This window comes from Amycolatopsis sp. NPDC004772 (assembly GCF_053601215.1).
On sequence record NZ_JBSGBK010000095.1, the window covers coordinates 15,950 to 31,583 of the forward strand.

Annotated in this window: 18 protein-coding genes, 1 tRNA gene and 1 pseudogene; 12 read left to right on the top strand and 8 right to left on the bottom strand. The window is 70.6% G+C overall.

Translation table 11 applies throughout. From position 1 onward, the window contains the following. Window positions 1–33 precede the first annotated feature (33 nt). Window positions 34–1,215, top strand: a complete 1,182-nt coding sequence (locus ACWEF6_RS36410) for a PQQ-dependent sugar dehydrogenase (RefSeq protein ID WP_449687105.1) — start codon at window positions 34–36, stop codon at window positions 1,213–1,215. Between the two features lie 208 nt (window positions 1,216–1,423). Here the strand turns inward: ACWEF6_RS36410 and ACWEF6_RS36415 are convergent, their stop codons facing one another. Next, window positions 1,424–2,308 (bottom strand): serine hydrolase, encoded by an 885-nt coding sequence (locus ACWEF6_RS36415; RefSeq protein ID WP_449687106.1) that lies wholly within the window; start codon window positions 2,306–2,308, stop codon window positions 1,424–1,426. Between the two features lie 131 nt (window positions 2,309–2,439). Next, on the bottom strand, window positions 2,440–3,168 hold the full coding sequence (locus ACWEF6_RS36420) for an SDR family NAD(P)-dependent oxidoreductase (RefSeq protein ID WP_449687107.1): 729 nt from the start codon (window positions 3,166–3,168) through the stop codon (window positions 2,440–2,442). A 30-nt stretch (window positions 3,169–3,198) separates the two neighbouring features. On the opposite strand from ACWEF6_RS36420, the gene ACWEF6_RS36425 reads away from it, so the two are divergent. After that, the gene (locus ACWEF6_RS36425; RefSeq protein WP_449687108.1) at window positions 3,199–3,702 is read left to right on the top strand and encodes an isochorismatase family protein; all 504 of its coding nucleotides are present in this window, start codon (window positions 3,199–3,201) and stop codon (window positions 3,700–3,702) included. After that, window positions 3,699–4,091, top strand: coding sequence for an NUDIX hydrolase (locus tag ACWEF6_RS36430; protein WP_449687109.1), 393 nt, complete (start codon window positions 3,699–3,701; stop codon window positions 4,089–4,091). The genes ACWEF6_RS36425 and ACWEF6_RS36430 overlap by 4 nt, the downstream gene beginning before the upstream one ends. Before the next feature lie 3 nt (window positions 4,092–4,094). On the opposite strand, the gene ACWEF6_RS36435 is transcribed toward ACWEF6_RS36430, so the two are convergent. The 4 genes from ACWEF6_RS36435 to ACWEF6_RS36450 all read right to left on the bottom strand — a co-directional run bounded on the left by ACWEF6_RS36435 (window position 4,095) and on the right by ACWEF6_RS36450 (window position 6,351). Then, complete coding sequence (locus ACWEF6_RS36435) at window positions 4,095–4,502, bottom strand: GNAT family N-acetyltransferase (RefSeq protein WP_449687110.1); 408 nt, start codon at window positions 4,500–4,502, stop codon at window positions 4,095–4,097. Between the two features lie 43 nt (window positions 4,503–4,545). Then, on the bottom strand, window positions 4,546–4,692 hold the full coding sequence (locus ACWEF6_RS36440; RefSeq protein ID WP_449687111.1) for a hypothetical protein: 147 nt from the start codon (window positions 4,690–4,692) through the stop codon (window positions 4,546–4,548). Between the two features lie 4 nt (window positions 4,693–4,696). After that, on the bottom strand, window positions 4,697–5,290 hold the full coding sequence (locus tag ACWEF6_RS36445; RefSeq protein ID WP_003062116.1) for a TetR/AcrR family transcriptional regulator: 594 nt from the start codon (window positions 5,288–5,290) through the stop codon (window positions 4,697–4,699). A gap of 95 nt (window positions 5,291–5,385) precedes the next feature. Next, window positions 5,386–6,351, bottom strand: coding sequence for an acyl-CoA desaturase (locus ACWEF6_RS36450; RefSeq protein WP_310973870.1), 966 nt, complete (start codon window positions 6,349–6,351; stop codon window positions 5,386–5,388). A 205-nt stretch (window positions 6,352–6,556) separates the two neighbouring features. Between ACWEF6_RS36450 and ACWEF6_RS36455 the strand changes: the two genes are divergently transcribed. From ACWEF6_RS36455 to ACWEF6_RS36470, 4 genes are all read left to right on the top strand, one after another. Further along, window positions 6,557–6,628, top strand: a tRNA-Gln gene (locus tag ACWEF6_RS36455). A 35-nt stretch (window positions 6,629–6,663) separates the two neighbouring features. Continuing rightward, complete coding sequence (locus tag ACWEF6_RS36460; protein WP_449687112.1) at window positions 6,664–8,412, top strand: diguanylate cyclase domain-containing protein; 1,749 nt, start codon at window positions 6,664–6,666, stop codon at window positions 8,410–8,412. A 48-nt stretch (window positions 8,413–8,460) separates the two neighbouring features. Beyond that, a complete protein-coding gene (gene glmU, locus ACWEF6_RS36465; protein ID WP_449687113.1) occupies window positions 8,461–9,933 on the top strand; it encodes a bifunctional UDP-N-acetylglucosamine diphosphorylase/glucosamine-1-phosphate N-acetyltransferase GlmU in 1,473 nt (490 codons plus the stop codon). Further along, a complete protein-coding gene (locus ACWEF6_RS36470; protein ID WP_449687114.1) occupies window positions 9,930–10,910 on the top strand; it encodes a ribose-phosphate diphosphokinase in 981 nt (326 codons plus the stop codon). The genes glmU and ACWEF6_RS36470 overlap by 4 nt, the downstream gene beginning before the upstream one ends. Window positions 10,911–10,974: 64 nt before the next feature. On the opposite strand, the gene ACWEF6_RS36475 is transcribed toward ACWEF6_RS36470, so the two are convergent. Continuing rightward, entirely contained in the window at window positions 10,975–11,616 is a 642-nt protein-coding gene (locus tag ACWEF6_RS36475) for an NAD(P)-dependent oxidoreductase (protein ID WP_449687116.1), read from the bottom strand. A gap of 100 nt (window positions 11,617–11,716) precedes the next feature. Then, a complete protein-coding gene (locus ACWEF6_RS36480; RefSeq protein WP_449687122.1) occupies window positions 11,717–12,811 on the bottom strand; it encodes a hypothetical protein in 1,095 nt (364 codons plus the stop codon). 355 nt (window positions 12,812–13,166) lie between these two features. Here ACWEF6_RS36480 and ACWEF6_RS36485 point away from each other — a divergent pair, with 355 nt between their 5' ends. From ACWEF6_RS36485 to ACWEF6_RS36505, 5 genes and pseudogenes are all read left to right on the top strand, one after another. Then, the gene (locus ACWEF6_RS36485; RefSeq protein WP_449687117.1) at window positions 13,167–13,766 is read left to right on the top strand and encodes a 50S ribosomal protein L25/general stress protein Ctc; all 600 of its coding nucleotides are present in this window, start codon (window positions 13,167–13,169) and stop codon (window positions 13,764–13,766) included. Window positions 13,767–13,775: 9 nt separating this feature from the next. After that, on the top strand, window positions 13,776–14,369 hold the full coding sequence (gene pth / locus ACWEF6_RS36490) for an aminoacyl-tRNA hydrolase (protein ID WP_449687118.1): 594 nt from the start codon (window positions 13,776–13,778) through the stop codon (window positions 14,367–14,369). A gap of 21 nt (window positions 14,370–14,390) precedes the next feature. Further along, entirely contained in the window at window positions 14,391–14,711 is a 321-nt protein-coding gene (locus ACWEF6_RS36495) for a DivIVA domain-containing protein (RefSeq protein WP_449687119.1), read from the top strand. 172 nt (window positions 14,712–14,883) lie between these two features. Continuing rightward, the gene (locus tag ACWEF6_RS36500) at window positions 14,884–15,240 is read left to right on the top strand and encodes a DivIVA domain-containing protein (protein WP_449687120.1); all 357 of its coding nucleotides are present in this window, start codon (window positions 14,884–14,886) and stop codon (window positions 15,238–15,240) included. Window positions 15,241–15,342: 102 nt separating this feature from the next. Next, window positions 15,343–15,634: pseudogene (locus ACWEF6_RS36505) on the top strand (IS5/IS1182 family transposase); the annotation flags it as partial.

Sequence of the window (15,634 nt, forward strand, 5' to 3'; positions counted from 1 at the left end):
GCGATTTCACCGCATGGTGGCAGGATGGGCCTTATGCGGCGTTCGCTGGGTCTCCTCGGTGCGGTGTCCCTGCTGGTCCTGGGCTGTTCGGGGGCGGCGAGCGAACCCGTGCAGAGCGTGCCGCCGGCGTCGTCCCCGGCCGCCGCGAGCGGGAAGTTCAAGGTCGAGACGGTGACCGGTGGGCTGGAGCACGGCTGGGACGTGGGCTTCCTGCCCGACGGCGGCATCCTCGTGCCGCAGCGGCCCGGCAAGCTCGCGCTGGTCCGCAACGGCCAGGCCGCCGAGGTGCGCGCCGACCTCGCCGACGTCATGGCCAAGGGCGAAGGCGGGCTGCTCGGCATGGTCGTCAGCCCGGACTTCGCGACCAGCCGCGAGTTCATCACCTGCCAGGACCACCAGGAAGGCGGCAAGGCCGTCGACATCCGGCTGGTCACCTGGAGGCTGGCCCCCGACGGCGCGAGCGCGGCCAAGGTCAAGGACCTGCTCACCGGGCTGCCGGTGAACCCGAGCGGACGGCACTCCGGCTGCCGTCCGACGTTCGCCCCGGATGGCGCGCTCCTCGTCGGCACCGGCGACACCGCCCGCGCGTCGATCGCGCAGGACCGCCACTCCCTCGGCGGCAAGGTGCTGCGGCTGGACGCGAAAACCGGGGAACCGTTGCCGGACAACCCGTTCATCACTTCGAGTGACCCGCGCGAACGGCTGATCTACACCTACGGCCACCGCAACGTCCAGGGCGTGGCGATCCGGCCGGGCAGCGGCCAGGTGATCACCGCCGAGCACGGGCCGTCGTTCGACGACGAGGTCAACCTGCTGAAGCCGGGCGCCAACTACGGCTGGGACCCGTCCAAGGGCGGCACGGAAACGAGCTACGACGAGAGCGTGCCGATGACCGACCTCAAGCGCTTCCCGGACGCAGTGAGTCCACTGTGGACGTCCGGGAAGACCACCGAGGCGATCAGCGGCGACGCCTTCCTGACCGGTGCCCAGTGGGGGACGAACGACGGCGCGCTGGTCGTGGTGGCGCTCAAGGGCCAGAAACTGCTGCTGTACCACCTGGACCCGGCGGGCAAGGTCCTCGACGTCACGCTGCCCCCGGAGTTCGACGACACGTTCGGCCGCCTCCGCGCGGTCCGCAGCGGCCCGGACGGCGCCCTGTACGTGACCACCTCGGACGGTACGGACGACAAGCTGCTGAAGGTCACGCCCGCCTGAGCCGACCATGAAAAAGCCACGTCCGATGCGGGCCGTGGACACTTACGCCCGGGCGGCGATCGGCGGAACATGATGTGCACCAGAAGTTTTCGCCCGCCCCCGACGCGTGTTGGACGCGGTCCGAAGAGAGCGTTCCCGCGGCAGCACCGCGCCGGTCCCCGGGCGCCGTCGCCGACCTGGCGATCCGGGGGCCGGCCTCCAGCTCGCTTCAGGCCTTCCCGGCCTTGAGCGAGCCCTTCAGCGAGCCGACGGCGGTGGTCACCGCCGTGGTCGCGGCCGGCCAGTCGATGGTGTCGCTCCAGGACGCCATCACCGCGACGGCGTAGGTACCGGACGCGGTCCGGACCAGGCCCGTGGTGTTGAGCACCCGCCGGGACTCGGAGCTGCCCCAGCCCTGCTTGACCGCCCACGCCGCACCGGAGAAGGCGCGCGGGATCCCGAAGTGCTGGTCGAACCCGTCGACCGCGGTGCGCGGGGCGTTCTCCATCGCCCCCGTGAGGAACCCGCGTTGTTCTTCGGGCAGCGCAGCGGTGATGTGCCGGTAGACGGTGACGACGTCGGTGGGTGACATCCGGGTGGCGCCCCACTGGCCGGCGTCGGCCGGGGGTGCGGTGTGCGCGAGCCCGAGCTTCCCGGCCTGCCGCCGCACGATGTCCGGCCCGCCGTTCTGCTGCCACAGCCGGCTGGCGACGCGATCATCACTGGCGGCGAGCATGCTGTGGACGGCCGTCGCTTCGCCGCCCGAGGGCACCCCGGACCGGTCGAGCAGGTCGAGGGCGATGAGCAGTTTCACCACGGACGCGGCGGGCTGCGGCTGGTCGGCCTTCCACCGGGTTTCGACCGCACAGGCCCCGAGGTCGACGATCTCGATCCCGAGCCGCGGATCGTTCCCGGTGTTCAGCAGCGCTTTCCGGGCCTCGGCGACCAGGCTCGCCTGCTTCTCCGCCGGCGCGGCCGGGGTGGAGCTGCATAGAGCGCGCCAGCTGTCGCTGCCGGAGTCACTGTTGACGGCGACCGCGACGAGCAGGCCGCCGACCACGATGACCACGGCGATGCCCACGAGCACCTTCAGGTTGTTCAGCCGCTCGAGCACCAGACCACCTCCGCCGGATCGGTGAGGAATCCGAAGCTATTGCGGAGCTGGACCGCGGGTATCGCCCGAAAAGCCGGGCTGTTCCGGCCCTCCGGCGGACAACCGGCGCGCGCATCGGCCGATCGGCCGGTTTATCCGCCCGGGTGAGCACCGCCGTTGACGTGCAGCACCTGGCCGGTGACGTGCCCGGCGGCGGGGCTCGCCAGGAACGTCACCACGGCCACCACGTCGTCCGGGGTGCCCGGGCGTTTGTTCATCGTGTTGCCGATCAGCCATTCGCGGCGCTGGTCGCTCAGCCGGCCGTGGAAGAACTCGGTTTCGCCGATCAGGCCCGGCGCGACGACGTTCGCGGTGATCCCGCGTGGCCCGAACTCGCGGGCCACGCTCACGTTCCACGCCTCGACCGCGGCCTTCGCGGCGCCGTACGATCCGGCGCCGGTGTGCGCGGCGATCGATCCGATCGTGATGATCCGCGCGCCCTCGGCGAGGCGGTCGCGCAGCGCGTGCGTCACCAGGGCCGCACTGACCACATTGGACCGCAGGTTGCGCTCGAACGCGGCCGCGAAGCCGGCCAGCCCGGGTTCGCCGTCGCCGTCGAGGAAATCCGTGTTGCCGCCCGCGTTGTTGACGAGGACGTCGACGCGGTCCGGCAACTCCTCCAGTGCGGCCTCGACGGCCGCGGGGTCGGCGGCGTCGAACACGACGGGCCGCGCGCCGGCGAGCGTCGCGGCTTCGGTGAGCACCTGCTCGCGGCGCCCGGTGATCGTGACGCGCTCGCCGGCTTGGGCGAAGGCCGCCGCCACGGCGTACCCGATGCCCGTGCCGCCGCCCGTCACCACGATTTCCCTGTTGTTCGCCATGAGCCCGACCCTAGTGCCTAGGATCGGGGCATGAGCAAGATCGACCCGGCCACCTCCGCGCTCGTGCTGATCGATCTGCAGGAGCGGATCGTGGCGCTGCCCACCACGCCGTACCGCGGCGAAGAAGTCCTCGCGAACGCCCTGCGCTTGCGGGACGCGTTCCGCAAGGCCGGAGCGCCGGTGGTGGTCGTGAAGGTGTCGCGCCCGGACAACCCGCCGGGCAACGAACTGGCCTTCGACGCCGGGGACGACAAGATCGTCACGAAGTACACGATCGGCGGCTTCGCGGGCACGGACCTCGACGAGTTCCTGCGCGGCGCGGGCGTCCGCACGGTGTACTTCGGCGGCATCGCCACGGAGTTCGGCGTGGAGTCGACCCTGCGCGCGGCTTCGGACCACGGCTACGACACGATCGCGGTGTCCGACGCGATGACGGCGCTGTCCGACATCTCGCACGAAAACGCCGTCACGAAGATCTTCCCGCGCCTGGGCACGGTCGTGACGACCGAAGAGGCGCTGGCGGCACTGGCGTGATCGACAAGATCGCCTGGATCCACGTGGTGGACGGCCGCATCCTGGCGGCGCGTTCGCGGGGGAAGGACAAGTTCTACCTCCCGGGCGGCAAACGCGAGCCGGGCGAGACCGACGCCGAGACGCTGGTCCGCGAGATCCGCGAGGAACTCGGCGTGGCGATCGACGCGGCTTCGATCACGCCGGCGGGCACGTTCGAAGGCCAGGCCCACGGCCACGCGGAGGGAACGGTCGTACGCACGACGGCGTACTCGGCGGAGTACGAGGGAACGCCGCGGGCGTGCGCGGAGATCGAGGAGATCGCCTGGCTGGGCTATGCGAACCGGCCGCGGGTTTCGCTGGTGGCGCAGCTGATCTTCGACCACCTGCACGCCGCGGGGCAGTTGCGGTGACGCTCAACCGCGCTTGATCAGCGGCGCGTCCCGTGAAAACGCCCGGAACCCCACGCCGTGGTACAACTCCCGCGCCGGGGCCGGCTCTCCCATGCAGGCGACCGTCGCGTGCCGGGCGCCCGCCGCGGCCGCCAAGCGCATTCCGTGCAGCAACATCGCCCTCGCGAGCCCCTGGCGCCGGTAGCGCGGGTGCGTTCCGACCGGCTCGAACTCGACCGTCTCGTTCTCTTCGTCGAGCCCAATGATCGCCGAGCACGCCATCGGGCCGTCCGTGGCCTCCACCAGGACGTGCAGGTCGTCGCGGTAGCCCGGCGCCTGCCGGACGCCGAGGTACGACGCCTCCGTGTACGACGTCGGGGCCCAGGCGTCCACATGCGCCTGGACCACGGCTTCCGGCGGGACCTCCGCCACTGTGCGGAAGGAAAACCCGGCCGGCAGCGACGGCTCCTCGACCTCACAGCCGGTGCTCGCCCTCGCCGCGGGTGCGGCCCCAGTTCCAGGCCAGTTCGCCGTACGACGCGTCGCTGTTCACCAGCTCCGGGTGAGTCGCAGTGAGCCGCTGCGCCAGGCGCTGCATGAGCTTCAGGTCTTCGAAAGCCACCGCACTAGCCCAGCCGCAGCTTCGGCTTGTGCTCCAGGTGCGACAACCCGTTCCACGCCAGGTTGACCAGGTGCGCCGCCACTTCGTCGCGCTTGGGCTTGCGCGCGTCCAGCCACCACTGGCCGGTCAGCGCCACCATGCCCACCAGCGCCTGCGCGTACAGCGCGGCCAGCTTCTCGTCGTAGCCGCGGGCCGCGAACTGCTGGGCCAGGATGTGCTCGACCTGGCTCGCGATGTCGTTCAGCACCGTGGAAAACGTCCCCGTGGAGCTCGCGACCGGGGAGTCGCGGACCAGGATGCGGAACCCGTCGTGGGAATCCTCGACGTAGGACAGCAGCGCCGTCGCCGCCTGCTCCAGCATCGCGCGCGGGTGACCGCCGTGGAGGGTCGAAACCATCCGGTCGAGCAGCAGCTGCGTTTCGCGGTCGACGACCACCGCGTAGATGCCCTCTTTGCCACCGAAGTGCTCGTACACCACCGGCTTCGAAACGTTGGCGCGGTGCGCGATCTCCTCGATCGACGTGCCGTCGAAGCCCTTCTCGGCGAACAGCGCCCGGGCGACGTTCAGCAGCTGCTGACGCCGCTCGGTGCCGGTCATCCGGACCCGGGTCACCGGGGCGGCCGGACGGGCCCCGGTGACCTGCTGCTCACGCTTCGAACGTCGTCTCCCCGCCATCGGGGCAGCCTAGTTGACTAGGCTTTTTCGGTGGCGATACGGGCCAGCCGCTGCGGCGTCGGCCAGCGGACGTCGTGCACCCAGCCGAACTTCTCGAAGATCCAGATCAGCCGCGCGGAGATGTCGATCTGGCCGCGCTTGACGCCGTGGCGGGCGGACGTCGGGTCGGCGTGGTGCAGGTTGTGCCACGACTCGCCGAAGCTGAAGATCGCCAGGGGCCAGAAGTTCGCCGACTTGTCGCGGGCGGCGAACGGGCGCTCGCCGATCATGTGGCAGATCGAGTTGACCGACCAGGTCACGTGGTGCAGCACGCAGATGCGGACCAGCCCGGCCCAGAAGAACGCCGTCACCGCGCCCCACAGCGACCACGAGATCAGCCCGCCGAGCAGCGCCGGCAGGGTCAGGCTGACCAGGGCCCACAGCCAGAACAGGTCGTCGACCTTCTTGATCGCCGGGTCCTTCACCAGGTCCGGCGCGAAGCGCTCGGCGTTGGTCTGGTCACGCTCGAAGAGCCAGCCCATGTGCGCGTGCCAGAAACCCTTGGCGATGGCCCACGGCGAGGTGCCGAACGCCCACGGCGAGTGCGGGTCGCCGTCGCGGTCGGAGAACGCGTGGTGGCGGCGGTGGTCGGCGACCCAGGTGATCACCGGGCCCTGCAGGGCGATGCTGCCCGCGATGGCCATGAACACGCGCAGCCACTGCTTGGCCTTGAACGAGCCGTGCGTGAAGTAGCGGTGGTACGACACCGTGATGCCGAGCCCGCTGATCGCGTAGAACACCACGAAGATGCCGACATCGACCCAGCTCAGTCCCCAGCCCCACGCGAACGGCACCGCGACCAGGAGGGCCACGAGCGGGGCGATCACACCGAAGTAGACCGACAGCTGCACGCCGATGCCGCGCTTGCCGTCGATGACGGGTTTGGGCCCCTTGGGGGCCGGAGGCTCCCCGGTGGGCTGGGAACGGTCGAGCGTGGCCGTCATACGCTTCACTTCTTCCTACGCACGGCGCCCTTTACCAAGGGTGACCTAACCTACGATGCCGTAAGTTACGGTACAGGAGGTTCGGGCGGCTGGGGAGTGCCTGAAGCCACACACCTGTCCCGGGGATCGGGTACCCGGCTTCCGGGCGCCTAACGCATCCCCCGCGCGGACGACACCCGATCGTCGCTATCCTGACCAGGATCGATCCGCCGTAGTGTAATCGGCAGCACTTCAGATTTTGGTTCTGACAGTTCAGGTTCGAATCCTGGCGGCGGAGCAGCAGAGGAACCGGAAACCCACGACACCGGGAGGTTGGCGCTGACCGACGAGGCGACCGACCCGGTGACGGCCAGGCGGCCCGCGCTGGCCGAGATGTCCGACGCCTGGATCGTCGGGCGCGCGCGGGAGCTGAACGCCGCGGTCCAGCGGCACGAGTACACCCAGCAGCTCGAGATCGTCGCGATGATGGACGAGCTGCTCGACGAGACCCAGCGGCGCGGCGAGCCCCTGCTCGTGGCCCAGCTGCTGCGCTCGTCCGCCCTCGCCCGGCTGGCCACGAAGGGCCTGGCCGCGGAGGCCGAGCCCCGGCTCGACGAGATGCTCGCGCACACCCGGCGGCACGGCATCGCCCTGCTCCGGGCCGACGCGCACGCCCTGCGCGGGCGCCGGCTCGTGATCGCCGCGCAGGAGGACGCCGCGCTCACCGAGATCGCCCGGGCGCTGGCCATCCTCGACGACTCGACCATCCCGGACCGCCAGGTCGGGCTGCGCAACTGGAACCGGCTGCTCTCCTCGACGCTGATCGACTGCTGGCTGGTGCTCAACCAGCTCGGCGTCTACGAAGCGGCCGAAGAGGTGATCGGCCGGGCCGCGGCGGCGATCCGCGAGAGCGCGAGCCCGCACGACATCGCCCTGCAGCTGATCAACCGGATCAAGATGCTGCTCGGCTGGGGCCTGCGGCTGGAGCGCATCGACGAATACGACGAGAGCGCCGAGAAGTTCCGCACGGCGGCGTCGATGGGGGCGGCCGCCGAAGGGCCGTTCGCCGAGTCGCTGTTCCCGCGCAAGGCGAACGTCGACGCGATCGACCAGGTCGGCGTCCTGGCCGCGGCGCCGGCGCTGAACCAGCCGGGCGGCGAGCACGTCGAGCGGCTGCAGAACCTCTACACCGAGCGCGCGTTCGGGCACGACCGCGAGATCGTCGCGATCGCGCTGGCCCGCTGCCTGGACAAGGAGGGTCGCCGTGAAGAGGCCCTTTCGGTCCTGCGCGAGACCCGCCAGTCGATCTCGGACGACACCTCCCAGCCGTCGATGCGGCTGAACATCGCCCGCGAGCTGGCCCGGCTGGACACGAGCCCGGGCTCCGGCGCCGGCGAGTCGCTGATCGACTACGCGCGGCGCCTGGAGTCGGAGATGTGGAGCCTGCGCGAGTCGCAGATCGCCACGCTGAACGCCCGCCGCGAGCACGAACGCCTGTCCGCCGAGCACGGCGCGATCACCCAGCAGGCGCTGCAGGACCCGCTCACCGGCCTCCCCAACCGCCGCGCGCTGGACGAGAAGCTGCGCCAGCTCGCGTCGTCGGCGGACGCGCAGCCGCTGGCGGTGGCGCTGGTCGACCTGGACGGCTTCAAGGGCGTCAACGACAAGCAGTCGCACGCGGAAGGCGACAACGTGCTGCGTGTCGTGGCGAGCACGCTTCGTGACGCGCTGCGCGGAGACGACCTGGTGGCCCGCTACGGCGGCGACGAGTTCATCGTCCTGCTCCCGGGCACGCCGGCGTCCGCGGCGAAGATGGCGCTCGGGCGGGCCGTGAAGTCCGTCTCGAACCTGCCGCACCACCTTTCGCACGGCGTGACGCTGTCGATCGGGCTCGTCTCGCTGCGGCCGCAGGAACGCGGCGAGCAGGTCCTGGCGCGCGCGGATGCGGCGATGTACCAGGCCAAACGCGGCGGCGGCAACCAGGTGGCGTCGGCGAATTCGATGGCTGCCGATCCCGCCGCAGCATGGGCCAGCGAGGCCCCTCCCACCGACCCCGCGTGGGACGCCGACGACCACAGTTAGGATCGGTGCCCGACAGAAGCCGACTTTTGGTAACCGTTGGGAGCGCCGTTGACCGGCCCGCTGAGCACGTTGATCCTCGCCGCGGGTGAGGGCACCCGCATGCGTTCCTCGACGCCGAAGGTGCTGCACCCGATCGCCGGGCGGCCCCTCGTCGAGCACGCCGTCCGGGCCGCCGCCGGCCTGAACCCCGAACACCTCGTGGTGGTCATCGGGCACGGCCGCGAAGCGGTCCGCGAACGGCTGAGCGCGGTCGGCGAAGCCCTCGGCCGCCCGGTCGGCACCGCGGTGCAGGCCGAGCAGAAGGGCACCGGCCACGCCGTGTCCTGCGCGCTCGCCACCCTCCCCGCCGACGTCACCGGCACGGTGATCGTCAGCTACGGCGACGTCCCGCTGCTCGACACCGCCACCCTCGGCGCCCTGCTCGACGAGCACACCGAGGCGAAGAACGCCGTCACCGTGCTCACCTCCGTGGTCACCGACGCGACCGGCTACGGCCGGATCGTGCGCGACAGCGCGGGCAAGGTCACCGGGATCGTCGAGCACAAGGACGCCACCCCGGAGCAGGCCGAGATCACCGAGATCAACTCGGGCGTCTACGCCTTCGACGCCGCCGTGCTGCGCGACGGCCTCTCGCGCCTCTCGACCGACAACGCCCAGGGCGAGCTCTACCTCACCGACGTCCTCGGCATCGCGAACGGCGACGGCCTGCACGTCGGCGCGCTGGTCGTCGACGACCCGTGGCTGACCGAAGGCGTCAACGACCGGGTGCAGCTGTCGGTGCTCGGCGCCGAGCTCAACCGCCGGATCGTGCAGCGCTGGCAGCGCGAGGGCGTCACCATCACCGACCCGGCCACGACCTGGATCGACGCCGGCGTGACCCTGGCCCGTGACGTCGTCATCGAGCCCGGCGTACAGCTCAAGGGCACGACCTCGGTCGGCGAGGGCAGCACGATCGGCCCGGACAGCACACTGACCGACGTGCGGATCGGGGCCGGCGCGAGCGTCGTGCGGGTCCACGGCTCGGACTCCGAACTCGGCGACGGCGTCAACGTCGGCCCGTTCACCTACCTGCGCCCGGGCACGAAGCTGGGCGTCAAGGCGAAGCTGGGCGCGTTCGTCGAGACGAAGGCGGCCGACATCGGCGCCGGGACGAAGGTGCCCCACCTGACCTACGTGGGTGACGCCACGATCGGTGAGCACAGCAACATCGGCTGCTCCAGCGTGTTCGTGAACTACGACGGCGTGAACAAGCACCGGACCGTTATCGGGTCGTATGTCCGGTTGGGCGCGGACAACACCTTCGTCGCCCCGGTGCACATCGGTGACGGCGCTTACAGTGGTGCGGGTGCCGTGATCCGCGAAGACGTCCCGCCGGGCACACTCGCGGTGTCGGCGCCGCCGCAGCGCAACATCGAAGGCTGGGCGATCCGGCGCCGGCCGGGTACGCCCGCGGCGGAGGCGGCCCAGGTCGCCCTCGACGCCGATTCAGCAGCAGGAACCGACGGGGAGTCGCCAGCATGAGTCCGAAGCAAGGGACGCCGAAGAAGAACCTGATGCTCTTCTCCGGACGCGCGCACCAGGAGCTCGCCGAAGAGGTGGCCCAGCACCTCAACGTCACGATCACCCCGCAGACGGCGCACACGTTCGCCAACGGGGAGCTGTTCGTCCGGTTCGAGGAGTCCGTCCGCGGGACCGACGCCTTCGTCATCCAGGCGCACACCACGCCCATCAACGAGTTCGTGATGGAGCAGCTGATCATGGTGGACGCGCTCAAGCGGGCGAGCGCGAAGCGGATCACCGTGGTGATGCCGTTCTACCCGTACGCGCGCCAGGACAAGAAGCACAAGGGCCGCGAGCCGATCTCGGCGCGGCTGATCGCGGACCTGTTCAAGACCGCGGGCGCCGACCGGATCATGACGGTCGACCTGCACACCGCGCAGATCCAGGGCTTCTTCGACGGCCCGGTCGACCACCTGATGGCGCAGACCGTGCTGGCCGACCACATCAAGGCCACCTACGGCGACGCGGACATCACGGTCGTCTCCCCGGACTCGGGCCGTGTCCGGCTGGCCGAGAAGTGGGCGCAGCAGCTGGGTGACCGCCCGATCGCGTTCATCCACAAGACGCGCGACCCGGACAAGCCCAACCAGGCCGTGGCCAACCGCGTGGTCGGCAAGGTCGAGGGCAAGCTCTGCGTGCTGATCGACGACATGATCGACACGGGCGGCACGATCGTGAAGGCGACCGAGGCCCTGATCGAAGAGGGCGCGGCGGACGTCGTCATCGCGACGACCCACGGCATCCTCTCCGACCCGGCCACCCAGCGGCTGTCGTCGTGCAAGGCGCGCGAGGTCATCGTGACGAACTCGCTGCCGATCCCCGAGGAGAAGCGGTTCCCCGGGCTGACCGTGCTGTCGATCGCCCCGATGCTGGCCGAGGCGATCCAGCAGGTCTTCGAAGACGGCTCGGTGACGTCGCTGTTCGACGGCAACGCCTGACCCTGTCGTGAGTGGTAAGGCGGGTTAGAACCCGCCTTACCACTCACGAGAGCCGCGGCAGACTTCAGTAGGCGACGGTGAAGCGTGCGCGGCGGTGTTTCGGCTGCTCGATCTCGTCGACGTAGGCGATCGCGAAGTCGTCGCCGCCGATGTGGGACCGGCCGTTCTCGTCGGTCACCAGGACGTCGCCGCCGATCCGGTACTCGCCGCGGCGCTCGCCCGGCGTCCACGCGCCGAACTCGGCGGCGGGGCTGACGTAGAACCAGTCGAGGCTCTCCGGCTGCTCGCGCAGCAGGCCGAGGACCTCGGCGTGGCTGCCGGCCTCGTCCTTGTACTCGGCCGGGAACTCCGGGGTGTCGAACAGCCGCGGGCCGCCCTCGGCCACGTGCAGGCTGGCCGCGCCGCCGACGAACGACAGCCGGACGTCGTTCTCGCTCGCGATCCGGGCCAGCGCCGGGACCGCCTCGATCAGCTTCTTGCCGTCGAGCTCGCGGGCCGGGGTGGCGACCACGAACACGTCCGCGTCCTTCGCCAAGCTCGCCACGAACTCCTCGTCGTGCAGCGAACCCTGGTGTTCGTCGACGCCCTCGGGCACCGAGCCGGCGTGCCGCGCGACGCCGGCCACCTCGTGGCCGCGACGCAGCGCCTCGGCGCCGATCCTGCCCCCGGCGTATCCCGTCGCCCCGAAAATGACCAGCTTGGCCATGGCTGTTTCTCCGTTTCCTCTCGGCTGTTCGCAGCCGATGCTAGGAACGGAAGATCACCTACTTCAACGGAAGCAACACACCTGGGGGTAGGTGTCCAGGTCAGCCGCCGAGGCCCGCGAACTCCGTGGCCACCCGCTGTTTCACGGCGTTGACGTCGAGGCCCGCGCGGACCTCCGCGGTCGCGTTCGGCTTCGACAGCACCTGGTAGCTGGCCGTGCGGTTGGGCAGCTTGAACTTCACCGCGCACGACAGCTGGATCGTCTTGTACGGCTCCGCGTCCCCGGCCGCCGTGCACGTCTGCGCCCCGAGCGACTCGGCGCTGACTTCGACCGACAGGGTGATGTGCACGACGCTCTTCTCACCCGACGCCGGCGTGCCGACGACGCTGTTGGAGACGTCGACCGTCGTCGTGCAGGAGCCGACGAAGTCCTTGCAGTCGAGCTTGTCGTTGGTGACGACGGCGCTGGCCTGCACCAGCCCTTCGAACGGCTGACCCAGCCCGCCGACGGCGGCGTCGAGGTCGGTGTGGAACGCCTTGACCGCGTCCCCGGTGAGCGTGGTGACGCCGAACTCGGCGCCGTACTTCGGGCCGTTCTGCGGGTCGAGCAGCGTCGGGGCGAAGCTGACGACCCGGTTCGGCTTGGCCGTCGTGACGCGCAGGACGCTCGGCGCGGCGCCGAGCTGGTAGACCTCGGTGCCGTCGGGCAGCTTGGCCTTGACCGGCTCGCCCATCCGGTCGAGCCCGGCCAGCGCCTTGCGCAGCCCTTCGGCCAGCGCCGGCGGCGCGAACCGGGCCGCCGGGTCGAAGGGCAGCTCGGAGCCGAGCGAACGCACCCAGTTCGTGCCGAACTGCGTGCCCTCGTCGATCGCGTGCGCCTTCCAGTAGTCGGCGTCGGCCTGCAGGTAGAACTGGCTCGCGGCGGCCGTCACCTGGACGAACCGGCCTTCCAGCGGCAGCGCGCCGACGGCGTAGCCGCCGCGGGTGATCCGGAACTGCTGCTCGGCACCCTTCACCGTGGCCTTCAGCGCGATCGCGGGCGCCTGGCCCAGCGCGGTCAGGGCCGCGTCGACCGCCGTGCGCTGCTCCGCGCGCCGGTCGGCCGTCGCCTGGTCGGCCGCGGAGACACCGGCGGTGCCGGCCACGGCCACCTGGCAGCCCGCCAGCAGCCCACCCAGCAGCAGCACCGCCGCCACCTCGCTCCACCGAGCGCGCATTTCCCGCCCCCTGCTCTCCCGCTACCCGAGCACACCTCGGCCGGCGTCGTCCCGCCACCGGATTTGTGTCGTCACGTACCGGGGGTTCCAGGAGGGTTCTAGCCTGGGCCGGGCACCCGCCGCAACCCACCGTGATGAGGTTGGTTTACACTCTTGAGGTTGTCTCGGCGAGGCGGGGCCCTTCTGGGGTGCCCGGCGTGATCGACGCGGCGGCTCGAGTAGCCCCCGTCGTCGTGCACGCCCGGAAACTCGCCGCCGAAACTTCCTTGAACAGAACACACATCGGCTTCCCCCGCCGCAGCATGCTGTCTTTGATTTGAAGGAGTGCAACACCGTGTCCGAGGTACGTCTGTCCGTGGAGCCGCGCACCGAGTTCGGCAAGGGCGCCGCGCGCCGCACGCGTCGCGCCGGCAAGATCCCCGCCGTCCTCTACGGCCACGGGTCGGACCCGCGGCACTTCGCGCTGCCGGCGATCGAGTTCGCCCGCGTCGTGCGTGAGAACGGCTCGAACGCCGTCATCACCCTGGACCTGGAGGGCTCCAGCGAGCTGGCCCTGACCAAGACCATCGTGGTGCACCCGCTGAAGAACTACATCGAGCACGTCGACCTGCTGGTCGTCAAGCGCGGCGAGAAGGTCACCGTCGACGTCCCCGTCGTCGTGACCGGCACCCCCGGCCCGGGCGGCCTGGTCAACCAGGACGTCGACACCCTGCAGGTCGAGGTCGAGGCGCTGCACATCCCGGAGCAGGTCGAGGTCTCGATCGAGGGCCTCGAGGTCGGCACCCAGATCCTGGCCGGCCAGATCCAGCTGCCCCAGGGCGCGACCCTGGTCACCGACCCGGAGTCGCTGGTCGTGGCCGTCAACGAGCCGCAGCGTGAAGAGGCCGACGACGAGGCCGAAGCTGGCGAAGAGTCGGCCGAAGCCGCCGAATAGCATCACCGTATGACCGAAGACATGCCCGGGGCCGGCGAGCTGATCCTGCTCGCCGGCCTCGGCAATCCCGGACCCCAGTACGCCGGGAACCGGCACAACGTCGGGTTCATGGTGCTGGACGAGCTCGCCGCCCGCGTCGGCGGCAAGTTCAAGGCGCACAAGACCGGCGGCGAGGTGCTGGAAGGCCGCCTGGCCGGGCGCCGCGTGGTGCTGGTGAAGCCGCGCTCGTACATGAACCTCTCCGGCGGGCCGGTGGTCGGCGCGGCGCGGTTCTACAAGGTCGAGCCGTCCGGCGTCGTCGTGGTGCACGACGAGCTCGACGTCGACTTCGGCGCGTTGAAGCTGAAGCTGGGTGGCGGCGACAACGGCCACAACGGACTCCGCTCGATCACGAAGTCACTGGGCACCCGCGACTACTACCGGGTGCGGTTCGGCATCGGCCGCCCGCCCGGCCGCCAGGACCCGGCGGACTTCGTACTGAAGGACTTTTCGACGGTCGAGCGCAAGGAACTCCCGCTGGAGGTGGACCGGTGCGCGGACGCGACCGAGGCGCTGATCAGCACCGGTCTCGCGGCCGCGCAGAACACCTTCCACGCGGGCTGACATGGGTGGCAAGGTGAAGCCATGACCCCCGACGAAGTCCGGGCGATCGCTTTCGGCAAACCCCGCTTCGGCCGGCGCGGCTACAACGAGGACGAGGTGGACGCGTTCCTCGACCTCATCGCCGAGGCCCTGGCCGGGCGCAACATCCTCACACCGGACGACATCCACTACGTCGAGTTCACGATCATGCCGGTCGGCATGCGCAGCTACGACCAGGCCCAGGTCGACCTGTTCTTGGACGAGGCCGAGGCGGCGCTGGTCGAGCTGCGCAACCCGAAGCCGGCGGTGGTCGAGGAGCCGGAGCGCCCGCAAGGCACGCGGAAGTGGTTCGGCCGCAGCTGACCCTCGTGTGAGGGGCGCCACACAGCGTTGGGTAGCGCGAACTCACCCGAAGGCGGGCGCGCGGCTGCCCGTGGGGGTGAGGTTCGGGTCCGCCCCTTCCGGGGAGCTTGTCCACCGGTTAGGACGGTGTACGGGAGTTTCGCACCCGCCGACCCCGGAATCGGAGAGTTCCATGTCGTTCAGCGCCGAAGACCTCGCCGAGGTCACCTTCGGTAACGCCCCGATCGGCCGTCGTGGTTACGCGAAGCACGAGGTCGATGCGTTCGTCCGGCGGATCGCCAATACCCTCGCCGACGAGGACGACCTGACCGCCGCCGAAGTGCACCACGTGATGTTCGCGAAGCCGCTGATCGGCAAGCGCGGCTACGACGAGCGCGAAGTCGACGAGTTCCTCGACGCCGTCGAGGATCAGCTCGCCTCCCGCACCGGCCAGGCCCCGGACCTCCCGGGCGCCCGCACGGCGCCGGAAGCCACCGCCGAGCGGGCCACCCCGCCGACGTTGCGGGCGGTGCGGGTCCAGCAACGCTGACCCTCGCCACAAGCGCCCCAATGAGGTTTTCTCAGTAGGGCTGGGTGGGGTGCGTGTTGCCGTGAGATGAGGCGTGGGGCCGCTGGTGGTGCCACGCTTGACGTGGCACGCGAGCTGACCCTCTACGTCGCGAGTGTCCTGCGGTCCACCCGCCGGGCCCGCGGCACCCGCCGAGGCCGGCGGGCACTGACCCCCTACCGGCACGCGGTCCTGACGCTGCGCTGGTTCCGCGACGCCACCCCGATCCACCGGCTGGCCGCCGACCACCACAACAGCCCCGCCACCGCCTACCGCTACCTGCACGAAGCCATCACCGCCCTCGCCGCCCAGGCCCCGGACCTGCAACAGGCCCTCACCCAGCGCCGGGCCGCCGGCGACACCCACGTGATCCTCG

Excerpts from the sequence above, each read along its gene's own strand:
- ACWEF6_RS36450 (WP_310973870.1), bottom strand. The coding sequence starts at position 6,351 with ATGACGGCCACGCTCGACCGTTCCCAGCCCACCGGGGAGCCTCCGGCC.
- ACWEF6_RS36420 (WP_449687107.1), bottom strand. The coding sequence starts at position 3,168 with ATGGCGAACAACAGGGAAATCGTGGTGACGGGCGGCGGCACGGGCATC.
- ACWEF6_RS36475 (WP_449687116.1), bottom strand. The coding sequence starts at position 11,616 with ATGGCCAAGCTGGTCATTTTCGGGGCGACGGGATACGCCGGGGGCAGG.
- ACWEF6_RS36445 (WP_003062116.1), bottom strand. The coding sequence starts at position 5,290 with ATGACCGGCACCGAGCGGCGTCAGCAGCTGCTGAACGTCGCCCGGGCG.
- ACWEF6_RS36500 (WP_449687120.1), top strand. The coding sequence starts at position 14,884 with ATGTCGTTCAGCGCCGAAGACCTCGCCGAGGTCACCTTCGGTAACGCC.
- ACWEF6_RS36470 (WP_449687114.1), top strand. The coding sequence starts at position 9,930 with ATGAGTCCGAAGCAAGGGACGCCGAAGAAGAACCTGATGCTCTTCTCC.
- ACWEF6_RS36495 (WP_449687119.1), top strand. The coding sequence starts at position 14,391 with ATGACCCCCGACGAAGTCCGGGCGATCGCTTTCGGCAAACCCCGCTTC.
- pth (WP_449687118.1), top strand. The coding sequence starts at position 13,776 with ATGACCGAAGACATGCCCGGGGCCGGCGAGCTGATCCTGCTCGCCGGC.
- ACWEF6_RS36410 (WP_449687105.1), top strand. The coding sequence starts at position 34 with ATGCGGCGTTCGCTGGGTCTCCTCGGTGCGGTGTCCCTGCTGGTCCTG.
- ACWEF6_RS36425 (WP_449687108.1), top strand. The coding sequence starts at position 3,199 with ATGAGCAAGATCGACCCGGCCACCTCCGCGCTCGTGCTGATCGATCTG.